Below are 12,612 nucleotides of genomic sequence, written 5' to 3'. Positions count from 1 at the left end.
TTCTGCTCTACGGGGTGCGGAAGTACGGAGTGCGGAGTACGTACGGGCATACGGGGTGCGGAAGTGCCGGACTGCGGCGTACGGGCCGGGCGCGGTCAGTGCCGGGGGGCGGCGGCCGCGTCGGCCTGGTCGACGCCGTCCCACATGTTGTCGTACCACGGGCGGTGCGCGGCCGCCTCGTCGGTGGCCCGGCGCTCGGCGGCGGGGTCGGAGTCGGCTGCGGCGCCGCCCGCCACCGAGTAGCCGGTCTCGCCGGGCAGCACGAAGTGCAGGTGGGCGCGGGCCTGGGTGCGGACGTAGTCCGGGTCCTGCCAGCGCGCCTTCTCCTCGCGCAGCTCCTCGACCTTCTGCTTCGCCTGCCGCGCCGCCCGCCGCTGGTCGGCGATGTCGGCGCGCTGGGCGATGTACTGCCGGGTCGGGTAGGCCAGGGCGACCACCAGCGCGCACAGCACCAGCGCCAGCAGCGCCGCGCGCCCGGTGAGTTTGTTGCGCCGGACCGGGCGGCGGGCCGCGGCACGGTAGACGCGCGCCTGCGCCTCCTGGCCGATGGCCTTGAGCCGGGCCGCGGTGGTGAAGCGGTCAGAGAAGCGGTCCGACCCCACGCCGTGACTCCCCTCGCCGTCCTGCTGACGGTCAGATGCGTACGTCCCCGCCCCACGGTACGGGACCGGGTGCGGGGACGTCCGCAGGCTGACGGATCGTCAGCCCCACGGCGGCCGGCCCGCGGCCGGCCGCCGGCTCAGCCCTTGAAGCGCGGGAAGGCGCTGCGGCCGGCGTAGACCGCGGCGTCGTCGAGGATCTCCTCGATGCGCAGCAGCTGGTTGTACTTCGCGACGCGCTCGGAGCGGGCCGGGGCACCGGTCTTGATCTGGCCGCAGTTGGTGGCGACGGCCAGGTCGGCGATGGTGACGTCCTCGGTCTCGCCGGAGCGGTGCGACATCATGCACTTGTAGCCGTTGCGCTGCGCCAGCTCGACGGCGTCCAGCGTCTCGGTCAGCGAGCCGATCTGGTTCACCTTCACCAGCAGCGCGTTGGCCGTGTCGTTGTCGATGCCCTTCTGGAGGCGCTCGGGGTTGGTGACGAACAGGTCGTCGCCGACGATCTGCACCTTGGTGCCCAGGCGGTCGGTGAGCACCTTCCAGCCGTCCCAGTCGTCCTCGAACAGCGGGTCCTCGATGGAGACCAGCGGGTAGGAGGCGACCAGCTCCTCGTAGTACTCGGTCATCTCGGCGGCCGACTTCTCGCCGCCCTCGAACTGGTACTTGCCGTCCTTGTAGAACTCGGAGGCGGCCACGTCGAGCGCGAGCGCGACGTCCTGGCCGGGCACGTAGCCGGCCTGCTTGACGGCCTCGACGATGAGGTCGAGCGCCTCGCGGTTGGAGCCGAGGTTCGGCGCGAAGCCGCCCTCGTCGCCCAGGCCCGTGGACAGGCCGCGGGACTTCAGCACGCCCTTGAGGGTGTGGTAGACCTCGGCACCCCAGCGGACGGCCTCCGAGAAGGACTCGGCGCCGATCGGGGCGATCATGAACTCCTGGATGTCGACGTTGGAGTCCGCGTGCGAGCCGCCGTTGAGGATGTTCATCATCGGGACCGGCAGCACGTGCGCGTTCGGGCCGCCGAGGTAGCGGAAGAGCGGCAGGTCCGACGCCTCGGAGGCGGCGTGGGCGACGGCCAGCGAGACGCCCAGGATGGCGTTGGCGCCCAGCGAGGACTTGTCCGGGGTGGCGTCCAGGTCGAGCATGGCCTGGTCGATGAGGCGCTGCTCGGTGGCGTCGTACCCGACCAGCTCCGGGCCGATCTGGTCGCTGACCGACAGGACGGCCTTGCGCACGCCCTTGCCCTGGTAGCGGTCGCTGTCGCCGTCCCGCAGTTCGAGGGCCTCGAAGGCACCGGTGGAGGCGCCGGACGGGACCGCGGCGCGGCCGGTGCTGCCGTCGTCGAGGCCGACCTCGACCTCGACGGTGGGGTTGCCTCGCGAGTCGAGGATTTCCCGGGCTACGACGACGTCGATGGACGGCACGTTGTCTCCTTCTGAGATGTCTTCTCGTCTTTATCAGGACGAGCCTAACCGGCTCCGGGGCCCGCATCGGCGCTGGGCCCGGCACCTGAGACGGCCCGGCGCGGCGGTGTCACCGGAACGGCACCGGCCGGGCGCGCGCTGGGGTGCGCGCGCCCGGCCGGTGCGGTGGGGACCTTCGCCGCGGCGTTACCGGGCGTTCAGCTCAGGTGCAGGTGCTGGCCCGGGTAGATCAGGTCGGCGTCCTTGACGATGTCCTTGTTGAGCGAGAACAGCTTGTGCCAGCCGCCGGACACGTGGTGCGCGGCCGCGATCTTGGCGAGGCTGTCGCCCTTGACCACGGTGTACTCGCCGTCGCCCTTGGGGATGGCGGTCGGCACGGCGTGCCGCGGGGTGCTGCGGGTGCTGTGCGTGGTGCCGGTGTGCGCGGTGGTCGAGGTGCCCGACGTCGACTTCGGGGTGGACGTGCTCGACGAGGAGGTGCTCGACGAGGAGGTCGAGGACGACGACGAGCCGGACGGGTTGATGTCCGGGGACGGGCCGCCGGCGGTCAGGCCGCCGGCCGACGCGCAGGACCAGGCGCTCGGGCCCTGGAGGGCGAGCAGCTTCTCGGCGACGGCTATCTGCTGGTCCTTGGTGGCCAGGTCGGCGCGGGCCGCGTACTGCAGACCGCCCGCGGCCTCCCAGCTGGACTGCGAGAACTGCAGCCCGCCGTAGTAGCCGTTGCCGGTGTTGATGGACCAGTCGCCGCCGGACTCGCACTGGGCGACCTTGTCCCAGGTGGCGACCGAGGCGGCGGAGGCGGACGTGCTGGCGATCAGCGGAACGGTGATCGCGGTGCCGGCGACTCCGGCGAGCGTGGCGATGCGGACAAACCTCTTCGAGGCACGACGGTGCTTACCCATGTTGATATCAGCCCTCACCGACGCCTACGAGGTGAGCTGTCGGGTTCGGACGTGAGTTGCCCGGCCGGGCCGCCCCAGGCGGCGTATCGGCTTCACCCCGAGCCGGACCGTGCTGCCGCAAGGGCCGCGACGGTTGCTGTCCGTCGCCGCGGCGTGCGGCCGGTCCGGCGGAAGACCTTGGGTCCCCCGCTCCTGCCTGCGGCGCTTTCGCGTCGACCGTTCCCGTCGGGCGGCGGCAGGACTCGGCGTTCCGCTCCGGACGGGGCCCGCTGTGGCGAGCGGTAAGACGGTAAGCACACCGCGGCGGGTTCTTCAAACATTCCGATGCTGAGCGCCAACTGTGCCCGCGCGCTCGGCCGGTGGACATCGGCCCAGGTCGGAAGGGTGGCATTCGCGAGTTGACGGACAGCCGCCCGCCGCGGGGCGGGAGACCCTTGTCACATCGGCGGCGGCGGCCGGGAGTTGATACGTCCGGTTTGTCTTCCGGCCGCCACGCGCCTTTGCCTCACGCGAGGTTGAGGATCTGTCCCGGTTTGATGAGGTTGGGGTCGTCGCCGATGAGGTCGCGGTTGGCCTCGTACAGCGCCCGCCAGCCGCCCGCGACGTGCTCGGCGGAGGCGATGCCGGAGAGCGACTCGCCGGAGCCGACCCGGTAACCGCCGGCGGCCTTCCCGCCCGATCCGCCCGACCCTGCGTCCCCTGCGTCCCCTGCGTTCCCGGACGACTTGGCGCGGTGGCCGCTCTTGGCGCCGCTGCCGGTCGCGGCGCCGACGGTCGAGAGCACCTCGGTCCGGGTCGCCCGGTCCTTAGCCGCCAGTTCCTCGTCGGTCGGGTCGTACGGCTTGCCGTGCCGGCCGGAGCCGGTGGTGGCCGAACCGTCGGTGGTGGTGGGGGTGGGGGTGGCGCTGGGGGTGCCGGAGCCGGTCGGGTCCGACGGGGTGGCCGGGTCCGAGGGGGTGGCCGGGTCCGAGGGGGCGGTCGAGCCGTCGGTCGTGGTCGGCGTGGGTGTCGCGGTCGCCGTGCCGGAGTCGGTCGGCGCGGTGGTCGAACCGGCGCTGGGCTGGATGCCGGTGGGGCCCGAGGGGTCGGGCGCCGGGGTGGTGCTCGGGTCCACGTCGGGGGTGGAGGTGTCGAGGAGCAGGCCGGTGGTGATCTCGCAGCCCGGCCAGGCGTTGGCGCCGAGGTCGCCGAGGACCTTCTCGGCCACGGTGATCTGCTGGTCGCGGGTGGCGAGGTCGGGACGGCTGGCGTAGGCGTCGCCGCCGTACTGGTCCCAGGTGGCCTGGGTGATCGCCAGGCCGCCGAAGAACCCGTTGCCGGTGTTCGCGCTCCACGCCCCGCCCGACTCGCACTGGGCGACCTTGTCCCAGGTGCTCGCGCTGGCCGCCTGGGCGGAGCCCGCGCTGATCAGCGGAAGCGCGATGCCGACACCTGTCGCGGCGGCGGTTGCCACGGTCACCACTGCCGCCGGGGCCTGCCGGGGGCGTCGGTGCCGGCCGTTACCGGACGAGAGCATGCGGTCGCCTTTCGTTCAAGCCGTAGGCCGTTCGCTGCGCCCGGCCACGCGTCGTGCCATGGGCCGCGCCGTGAACGTCCTTGCGTTGACCGCAGAACGTAGCGGCCTTGGCCATGCGTCACAAGTCGATGTAGCGCTCATCACGTCGCGATCACGGCACTGACGCGGCGTCACTTCTCTTGCGGCGCCGCCGGGGTGAACTCCACCGGCAGCGTACGCAGCCCGCGCATGATCAAGCCGCCGCGCCAGCGCAGCTCGGCCGGATCGACGGCGAGCCGCAGGTCGGGCAGCCGGGTCAGCAGCGCGGCGAACGCGGTGCGCGCCTCCAGCCGGGCCAGCGGAGCGCCCAGGCAGTAGTGGATGCCGTGGCCGTAGCCGAGGTGCGGGTTGTCCCGGCGGGCGAGGTCGGGGGTGTCCGGCGCGGTGAACCTGGCCGGGTCGCGGTCGGCCGCCGCCAGCACCACCAGGACCGGGTCGCCCGCCGCCACGGCCCTGCCGCCGATCTCCAGCGGCTCGGTGGCGTACCGCCAGGTGGCCATCTCCACCGGGCCGTCGTAGCGCAGCAGTTCCTCGACCGCGGTCTCCAGCAGGTCGGTCTCGCCGGCGGCCAGCGCGTCCTGGAGGGCGGCGCGCTGGGCGGGGTGGGCGAGCAGGGTGTGCACGCCGTTGCCGATCAGGTTGACGGTGGTCTCGAAGCCCGCGAAGAGCAGGATGAACGCCATTGCGGCGGCCTCGTTCTCCGTCAGGTGCTCGCCGTGGTCGCTCGCCCGGATCAGCGCCGAGATCAGGTCGTCGCCGAGGTCGCCGCGCTTGCGGTGGATCAACTCCACCAGGTAGGCGCGCATCCGCTTCACCGCCCGGGCCACCCCGCCGCGCGGTCCGCCGCCCTGGCCGGGCACGGCGTGACGCACCATCATCCCGGCCCAGTCCCGGAAGTCGTCCTGGTCCTCCCGCGGCACCCCGAGCAGGTCGCAGATAGCGTAGATGGGCAGCGGGAAGGCGAACTCGTGGATGAGGTCGGCCTGTCCGCGGCCGGCGAAGGCGTCGATGAAGCCGTCGGTCAGCTCGCGCACCCGGGGTTCGAAGAGCGCCACGGTGCGCGGGGTGAACGCCTTCGACACCAGCCGGCGCAGCCGGGTGTGGTCGGGCGGGTCGATGTTGAGCAGATGCGTCGTCAGCTCGGCGGTCCGCTCCCCCGGGATGCCGGTCCGGCCCTTCGCCCCGGCCTCCCCGGCGTGGTGCACCGGGTTCTTGCTCAGCCGCCCGTCGGCCAGCGCCTGCCGCGCGTCGGCGTACCGCGTCACCAGCCACGCCTCCACGCCGCTCGGCAGCGTCGTCCAGCGCACCGGCGCGTGCTCCCGCAGCCACGCGTACGCGGGGTAGGGGTCGGTGGCGAACTCCCACGAGAACAGGTCCGGCGACGGCCGCGTCATATCGCTCACCCCCTGACGCTACCGGGGTGCCCGTCAGCCGGCGCGCCCCGGTACGACCCGGGCGGACGCCCCTGCCGCGGTCGCGTCACCGCAGGTCAGAGCGGTTCCCCGAGGAGGGATTCACCCTTTCGAGCGATCGCTCTTCTTTTCGTCTGGGTACGCTTCTGGTACGCGCCACAATCCGTCGCATGGGAGCGCTGATGAGTACCGCAGCCGAAGGCGATCAGAGCACGGGCTTCACGTGGCCCATGCCTCCGTCCGGTGGGTGGACCGCGGATGACCTGGACAGCATTCCGGGCCTCCCGTCACACACCGAGATGATCGACGGAGGGCTGTTCTTCGTGACTCCGCAGACCTACTTCCACATGGCCGTGCTCCGGCTCCTGGAGACCACGCTGCTGGACCAGGCGCCCGACGAGTACGACGTGGTCCGGGAGATGACCGTCACGCTGGACGGGCGGGACCGGCCGGAACCCGATCTGATGGTCGTGCCGTACTCCGCGCTGAACCAGCTGCGGCAGACGTCCTTCGACCCCGCGCAGATCCTGCTGGCGATCGAGGTCGTCTCGCCCGAGTCCGTCGACCGCGACCGCGACATCAAGCCGAGGAAGTACGCGAAGGCCGGCATCCGCCACTTCTGGCGGGTGGAGGAGAACGACGGCGCACCCGTCGTGTACGTCTACGAGATCGACCCCGCCACCGCCTCCTACGCGATCACCGGCATCCACCACGACCGGCTCAAGGTCGCGGTGCCCTTCGTCATCGACGCCGACCTGACCAGGCTCCGGCGGCAGCCCCGCGGCGACGGGACCGGGCAGGGCAACTGAACCGGGCGCGTCAGCCAGCCGTCGCCGCGCGCAGCGCCTCGCGGCTGAGGTGGTCGGCCTGGCGGGTGGTCTCCGGGAGGCGGTAGCGGGGGGCGAGGTCGAGGACGCGGGCGCAGGCGGTGGGCAGGTCGATGAGGTGGCCGGTGGAGACGTAGACCGGCTTGACGCCGGCGCGGGTGCGCAGCGCGCGGCCGACGACCTCGCCGTCGTCGAGCAGGTCGGCGTGGGCGCCGCGGTGCCCGGCGAGGGCGGCGGGGTCGTGGCGGCCGGTGAAGGGGGTCTTGGCGACGCCCGCGGTCGGCAGGCCGGTCAGCACGCCGAGGTGGCAGGCGAGGCCGAAGCGGCGCGGGTGCGCCCGGCCGTGCCCGTCGCACAGCAGCAGGTCGGGGACGGCCGTCAGCTCGCGCAGCGCGGCGACGAGGGCGGGCAGCTCGCGGAAGGCGAACAGGCCCGGCACATAGGGGAAGGTGGTGGCCGCGGTGGCGGTGGCGCGCTCGACCACCTCGAGGGTGGCGCTGTCGACGACCACGACGGCGGCCGCGACGAGGTCGCCGGTGCCGCGCCCGTCGCCCGCGTAGGCGACGTCGAGGCCCGCGACGAGGCGGGGTGCGGCCGGGCCGGGGCCGCGGTGGTCGGCGAGCGGCCGCAGCCGGGCCTGGAGGGCCAGCGCCTCGGCCTCGTCCGCCGGCCAGGCGTAGGGGACGTCCACGCGCACCGGCGTCAGCCGCTCTCGGCGGTACGGTCCCGCGGTCCCGCCGCCTCCTGCGCCGCCCGTGCCGTCTCGGCCTCCTGGGTCGCCGCCCGGTAGCGGCGGGCGGCCTCCCGCAGCGCGCGCTCCGGGTCGAGGCCGGCCGCCTGGGCCGCGGCGGCCAGCGCCAGCAGCTGCGCGCCGAGCGCCTCCTCGCCGTCCGGCACGGGCCCTTCGGGCGCGGCGGGCAGCGGCAGCCGCGCCGCGCCCGCCCGGGCGGCGAGCTTCGCGGCGAGCGCGAGGGCGGGCTGCGCGAGCGGCACGCCCTCGGTGACGGACTGCCGCCCCTTCTCCGCGTGCTTGCGCCGCATCCAGATCTCCCGCACCTCCTGCGGGGTGTGCGCGGTCTCGTCGCCGAAGACGTGCGGGTGGCGGTGGACCAGCTTGGTGATCAGGCCGGCGGCGACGTCGTCGATGTCGTACGGGTCCTCGGGGTCGTCCGCGGCGATGGCCGCGTGGAAGGCGACCTGGAGCAGCACGTCGCCCAACTCCTCGCGGACCGCGGTCCGGTCGCCCTCCTCGATCGCCTCGACGAGTTCGTACACCTCCTCGACGGCGTACGGGGCGAGGTCCTCATGGGTGCGCACCGAGCTCCACGGGCACTCGGCCCTGATCCGGTCCATCACCTGCACCAGGTCGAGCAGGCGCGCGCCGGGCAGGTCGTACGACCCGGGCAGCAGCTCCAGTTCGGGCATCGCGACGCGGCCGGAGCCGCCCAACCGGGCCAGTTCGTCGGTGACGGCCCGGTCCGCGCCGGCGTCGGGCGGCAGGTACGCCACGGTGCGGCCGCCCGCGGTGGCGTCCACCAGCTGCTGCCCGGTGGGCGTCGCCGTCTCGACGGCGATCCCGGCCTGCCGCAGGTAGGGCAGTTGGGGGTGCTCCGGGTCGGCGCACAGCACGCGGTCGGCCGCGCGCAGCACCTGCCAGGCGGGCCAGGACAGCAGGCCGGGCGCGACCCGGTGGCTCATGGTGAGCAGCACCAGGCGTCCGGCGGGCACGGCGTGGGGTTCTTCGGTCACCCCACGAACGTACCTCGCGGCGCCGGGCGGACGGCGGGCGGCCCGTCAGGCGAGGCCGGTGGCCGCGGCGGTGTCCTCGGTGCCCGCCACCGGCGTCTTGTCGACCACCCAGGGGTTCTTGACCTTGCCGATGGACGCGCTCTTGCCGTCCCAGGCGCCGTACCGCGGGTTGATGTGCACATGGAGGGACTTGGCGGTCGTCACCATGTAGTCCTCCAGCGCCTTCTCACCGCCGTCGCTGCCGGGTTGGTAGCCGAGCGCCGAGATGATCTTCGTGATGCCGATCTTCTCGCGCAGGTAGCTGTCGATCTGGTCCGGCGGGGTGCCGTACTGCGCGAGCATGCCCGCCTCGTAGCTCTTGCGGCTGCCGCCGGCGAGTTGCCGCACCTCCGCGTCGTACTCCCGCTGCACCTCGCCCGCGGTCACCGTCAGGTGCTTGCCGGCGAGCGCCTTGTCGACGACCTGGTTCTGCACCATGACGTTGAGCACCTGGGTGGGCAACTGGGTGGCGGCGGCCACGGCCTGGGCGGCCTGCGGGTCGCCGCTCGCGGCCGTGCGCAGGTCGGCGACGCGCGCCTGCACGCTGGAGACGGCGATCCGCTGGTCGCCGACGACCGCGGCGGCGCCCGTGCGGTTGGGCCCGGACCCGCACGCGGTCAGGGCGGGCGACGCGAGCAGCAGTGCGACTGCGGCGGTGGAGACGGCGGCGGTGCGGCGGCGGACCATGTGTGCCTCCCGGCGGGTGACGGCGGAGCGCCGCGGGGAGGTCGTCCCCGCGTCCCGCGTCTCGCGTTCCTGGCGTGACGGATGATCGGGCACGAGGATATTGACCAACTGCGGCCGATATCCAGCACTGTGCACAACGTGATCCACGCCGGGAGGTCACCGCCTCGCCCGCCGGGCGCCTTGTGCTCCACCGTCCGGCCGCCGCTCAGCCGGCGGGCAGTGCCTCCTTCGGGCAGGTGCCGAGCACCTTGCGCATGGCCGCCTTCTCCGCCGAGCTGACCCACAGCCCGTACTTCTTCTTCACCGCGACCTGGCGGGCCACGTACGGGCAGCGGAAGGCGGTGTTCGGCGGCAGCCAGGTCGCGGTGTCGCCGTCGCTCTTGCGGCGGTTGGTGGACGAGTCGACGGCGAGCAGGTTCAGCGGGTCGTTGGCGAACTGCTCGCGGCGGTCCTTGGACCACTGCTGCGCGCCCTTCTGCCAGGCGTCGGACAGCGCCACCGCGTGGTCGATGTCCACCTTGCTGGCGCCGCGCTTGTAGACGATCCGCGTACCCGTGTACGGGTCGGCGAGGGTGCCGCCGGTCACGATGCAGTCCTTGGTGCCGACCCGGTAGGTCCGCTGGGTGAGGTCGCGGGTCAGTATGTCGTCGCGGGTGTCGCAGTGGTTGTGGTCCACGTCCGCCCAGGCGGGGCCGAACTGCTCGCGGGAGTAACCGGTCTTCGGGGCGCGGCCCTTGACCGTCAGGGCGTCCGCGGCGGCCAGTGCGCTGCCGGGGGCGGCGCTGGTGGCGGCGCTGCCGGTGGCGGTGGTGCCGCCGGTGGGGTCCGCGCCCTGGGTGGTGGCCTTGCATCCGGCGACCGAGAGCGTCGCGGCCGCCACCGCGGTGCAGGCCAGCAGCGCCTGCGTCGTACGTATCCCCATCACACACCTTCGAAGAAGTCGTCGGGGCGCCAACCGCCCCTGCCACCATGTCCCTTACCCCTGGACATGCCCCAACCAGGCGAGGGTACGGCGGACTTCCGCCGGGAAGGGGTGGTGGGGGCCGCGCACCCGCTCGGCGTCGTACAGCAGGCGGGTCAGCACGTCGTGGGCCGCCCGCCGGTCGCCGACGGACAGCAGCAGGTGCGCGATCCGCCGCCGGATCTCCAGCGGCGGCCCGGGGTCGGCGGACGCCCAGCTCTCGAAGTACGGCAGCAGGACGCGGTACTCCGACAGCGCGGTGGCCGCCTCGCCCAACTGCTCCAGGCACTGCGCCGCTTCGTAGCGGTACTGAAGCGCCGTGCGGTCCGCGCCGCCGTACTGCGAGGCGAACTCCTGGGACAGGCGGCGCAGTTCGGGCAGCGCGCGGCGGTACTGGCCGTCCTCCATCAAGGTGGCGGCGTACTGCCGGCGCAGGCTGCGCAGCACCGTGGAGTGCTCCCCGTGCTTCTCGGCGGCGGCCGGCAGCAGGGCGCCGAGCACGTCGACGGCCTGGGTGATCCGGCCCGCGGCCAGCAGCCGGCGCACCTCGTCGACGGCGGTGGCCAGGTCCGGGCCGGCGGACGCCACCGCGGGCGGGTGGGCGGGGCGTTCGGGCAGCGGCGCGGGCGCGGGCCGGTCCGGCCACGGGGCGTGCGGGCGCAGGAACGGCCGGGTCGGGTCCATCGGGCCGAGCGGCGCGGCGCGGTCCCCGCCGGGCGGCGGCACCAGGGCGGCGAGCTGCCGGAAGGCGTCCTGGGCGTCCTGCGGGCGGTCCTGGGGGTCCTTGGCGAGCAGCCGCAGCACGAGGGACTCCAGCGGCTCGGGCACCTGGGAGCGGATGCGGCGCAGCGGCGTCGGGGGCTCGTAGAGGTGGCCGTGCAGCACGCCCAGCGCGGTGGGGGCGTTGAAGGGCACCTCGCCGCTGAGGAGTTCGTGCAGGACCGCGCCGAGCGCGTACAGGTCGGTGCGCGGGCCGACCGCACCGCCCATCGCCTGCTCGGGCGCCATGTAGGCGGGGCTGCCGATCGGGGTGCCGGTGTGGGTCAGCCGGGTGGTGTCGGTGTCCATCACGGAGGCGACACCGAGGTCGAGCACGGTGACGGTGCCGTCGGTCCTGATCATCACGTTCCGCGGTTTGAGGTCGCGGTGCACGATCGGGACGGCGTGCACCGCCGCCAGGGCCGCGCACAGCTGCGCGCCGACGGCGACCGCCCACGGCCACGGGTAGGGCGTGTGCCCGGCCAGGTGCGCGCCGAGGTCGATGCCCTCCACGAACTGCATGACGAGGTACAGCTCGTCGCCGTCGGCGCCGGCGTCATGGACGGTGACCAGGCCCGGGTGGTCGACCTGGGCGGTGACCCGGCACTCGCGGTCGAAGCGCTGCCGCAGCTCGGCCACGTTCTCCCCGCCGGCCACCTTGTCGGGGCGCAGCAGCTTGACCGCGACCCTGCGGTCCAGCCGCCGGTCGTACGCGGTCCACACCTGGCCCATGCCGCCCTGGCCGATGACCGCGGCCAGTTCGTACCGCCCGGCGATGAGCCGACCGGTCATCTGGCCGCCCCGCCCTCACCGCTGTCCTGGCCGGCGTCGCGCTCCTTGCGCAGGAAGTCGCTCAGCTCGTCGAGCTCGGCCCGCACCTGGTCGATGCGGGGCGCGGGCGGCGGGGTCGGGACGTGCGTCGGCACGGGCGTCGGGGGCGGGGTGTTCGGGCGGTTCGTCGGCGGCGGGACGGCCGTGCCGACGGCGGGACCGGGGTACGACTGGTGGGCCGGGTAGCCCTGCGCGTGCGGGGCCGGTATCGGGCCGGCGCCGCCGAAGCCGGTCGCGTACGGGTGCTGCGGCGGATAGCCGGCCGGGCCGGGCAGGCTGCGGCGGGCGGCGCTGTACCGGACGATGTCGGCGATCAGGAAGTACACCGCGCCGCCGAACATGCAGATCAGGATGAGGGTGGCGCCGAGGTCGGAGGCCATGTCGTCGTCATCCTGGGACACCCCGAAGCAGACGACGGCGAGCACGGCCATGGCGGCCGTCACCGCGAGGACCAGCCAGTCGGCGAAGCGCTTGCGCAGCACCGCCAGATACAGCATCGAGACCCAGGCGAGGAAGCCGAGGGTGATCACGGGCACGGCGGTGAGGATCACCCGCAGCACGACGGCGACCGCGGGGGCGGCGGGCTTGGGCCGCTGCGGCACCGGACCTGGGCCGTACATGTGGCTGCTCCTGGTTCGTCGGGTCACGGACGGCGGGCGGGGTCGCTCGACGTCCGCCGCCGCACGGGCAGCGGTGCGCCCGTGCGCCCACCCTTCCGGCGAACACCCTGTGAGCGTATCGGCCGCGGCGCGCGGCCGTCCCCCGCCGGCCCCGGACCTGTGGACAACTTCCCGCGGCATTGCTCAAGGGCGCGCTCGCGAGCGCGCGGGGCGGCGCCGGCACAGCGTCGTCCCGTATCTTTTCCGGCAG

General features: G+C 73.7%; 12 protein-coding genes. 1 reads left to right on the top strand and 11 read right to left on the bottom strand.

The genetic code is table 11. The features are described from left to right. Positions 1-95: 95 nt before the first annotated feature. From WA788_RS02730 to WA788_RS02710, 5 genes are all read right to left on the bottom strand, one after another. On the bottom strand, positions 96-602 hold the full coding sequence (locus WA788_RS02730; protein WP_335971078.1) for an FtsB family cell division protein: 507 nt from the start codon (positions 600-602) through the stop codon (positions 96-98). A gap of 137 nt (positions 603-739) precedes the next feature. Beyond that, positions 740-2,020 carry a phosphopyruvate hydratase gene (eno, locus tag WA788_RS02725; RefSeq protein ID WP_335971076.1) on the bottom strand — a complete coding sequence of 427 codons (1,281 nt, stop codon included), beginning with the start codon at positions 2,018-2,020 and terminating at the stop codon, positions 740-742. Positions 2,021-2,217: 197 nt separating this feature from the next. Continuing rightward, entirely contained in the window at positions 2,218-2,922 is a 705-nt protein-coding gene (locus tag WA788_RS02720) for a transglycosylase family protein (protein WP_335971074.1), read from the bottom strand. 505 nt (positions 2,923-3,427) lie between these two features. Beyond that, entirely contained in the window at positions 3,428-4,381 is a 954-nt protein-coding gene (locus WA788_RS02715) for a transglycosylase family protein (RefSeq protein WP_335971072.1), read from the bottom strand. A 227-nt stretch (positions 4,382-4,608) separates the two neighbouring features. Then, positions 4,609-5,871: a cytochrome P450 family protein gene (locus WA788_RS02710; protein WP_335971295.1), complete on the bottom strand. Its 1,263-nt coding sequence runs from the start codon at positions 5,869-5,871 to the stop codon at positions 4,609-4,611. 188 nt (positions 5,872-6,059) lie between these two features. On the opposite strand from WA788_RS02710, the gene WA788_RS02705 reads away from it, so the two are divergent. Then, a complete protein-coding gene (locus WA788_RS02705) occupies positions 6,060-6,698 on the top strand; it encodes a Uma2 family endonuclease (RefSeq protein ID WP_335971071.1) in 639 nt (212 codons plus the stop codon). Between the two features lie 10 nt (positions 6,699-6,708). Here WA788_RS02705 and WA788_RS02700 read toward each other — a convergent pair whose 3' ends face one another. From WA788_RS02700 to WA788_RS02675, 6 genes are all read right to left on the bottom strand, one after another. Beyond that, entirely contained in the window at positions 6,709-7,413 is a 705-nt protein-coding gene (locus WA788_RS02700; protein WP_335971069.1) for an endonuclease V, read from the bottom strand. 5 nt (positions 7,414-7,418) lie between these two features. Continuing rightward, positions 7,419-8,414, bottom strand: coding sequence for a MazG family protein (locus WA788_RS02695; protein WP_335971293.1), 996 nt, complete (start codon positions 8,412-8,414; stop codon positions 7,419-7,421). A gap of 96 nt (positions 8,415-8,510) precedes the next feature. Beyond that, complete coding sequence (locus tag WA788_RS02690; RefSeq protein ID WP_335971067.1) at positions 8,511-9,191, bottom strand: SurA N-terminal domain-containing protein; 681 nt, start codon at positions 9,189-9,191, stop codon at positions 8,511-8,513. Positions 9,192-9,396: 205 nt separating this feature from the next. Continuing rightward, positions 9,397-10,113, bottom strand: coding sequence for an HNH endonuclease family protein (locus tag WA788_RS02685; protein ID WP_335971065.1), 717 nt, complete (start codon positions 10,111-10,113; stop codon positions 9,397-9,399). Positions 10,114-10,167: 54 nt separating this feature from the next. Next, positions 10,168-11,703 carry a serine/threonine-protein kinase gene (locus WA788_RS02680; protein WP_335971063.1) on the bottom strand — a complete coding sequence of 512 codons (1,536 nt, stop codon included), beginning with the start codon at positions 11,701-11,703 and terminating at the stop codon, positions 10,168-10,170. Next, positions 11,700-12,362: a hypothetical protein gene (locus tag WA788_RS02675; protein WP_335971062.1), complete on the bottom strand. Its 663-nt coding sequence runs from the start codon at positions 12,360-12,362 to the stop codon at positions 11,700-11,702. The genes WA788_RS02680 and WA788_RS02675 overlap by 4 nt, the downstream gene beginning before the upstream one ends. Positions 12,363-12,612: the final 250 nt, after the last annotated feature.

Origin of the sequence: Streptomyces sp. CA2R106 (genome assembly GCF_037034245.1) — a bacterium.
Taxonomy (GTDB): domain Bacteria; phylum Actinomycetota; class Actinomycetes; order Streptomycetales; family Streptomycetaceae; genus Actinacidiphila.
Note: the sequence above shows the minus strand (reverse complement) of the source record. Positions and strands in the feature narration are given on the sequence as shown.

Coding starts and splice junctions, on each gene's coding strand:
- WA788_RS02720 (WP_335971074.1), bottom strand. CDS start 2,922: ATGGGTAAGCACCGTCGTGCCTCGAAGAGGTTTGTCCGCATCGCCACG.
- WA788_RS02710 (WP_335971295.1), bottom strand. CDS start 5,871: ATGACGCGGCCGTCGCCGGACCTGTTCTCGTGGGAGTTCGCCACCGAC.
- WA788_RS02705 (WP_335971071.1), top strand. CDS start 6,060: ATGGGAGCGCTGATGAGTACCGCAGCCGAAGGCGATCAGAGCACGGGC.
- WA788_RS02695 (WP_335971293.1), bottom strand. CDS start 8,414: ATGAGCCACCGGGTCGCGCCCGGCCTGCTGTCCTGGCCCGCCTGGCAG.
- WA788_RS02690 (WP_335971067.1), bottom strand. CDS start 9,191: ATGGTCCGCCGCCGCACCGCCGCCGTCTCCACCGCCGCAGTCGCACTG.
- WA788_RS02685 (WP_335971065.1), bottom strand. CDS start 10,113: ATGGGGATACGTACGACGCAGGCGCTGCTGGCCTGCACCGCGGTGGCG.
- WA788_RS02680 (WP_335971063.1), bottom strand. CDS start 11,703: ATGACCGGTCGGCTCATCGCCGGGCGGTACGAACTGGCCGCGGTCATC.
- WA788_RS02675 (WP_335971062.1), bottom strand. CDS start 12,362: ATGTACGGCCCAGGTCCGGTGCCGCAGCGGCCCAAGCCCGCCGCCCCC.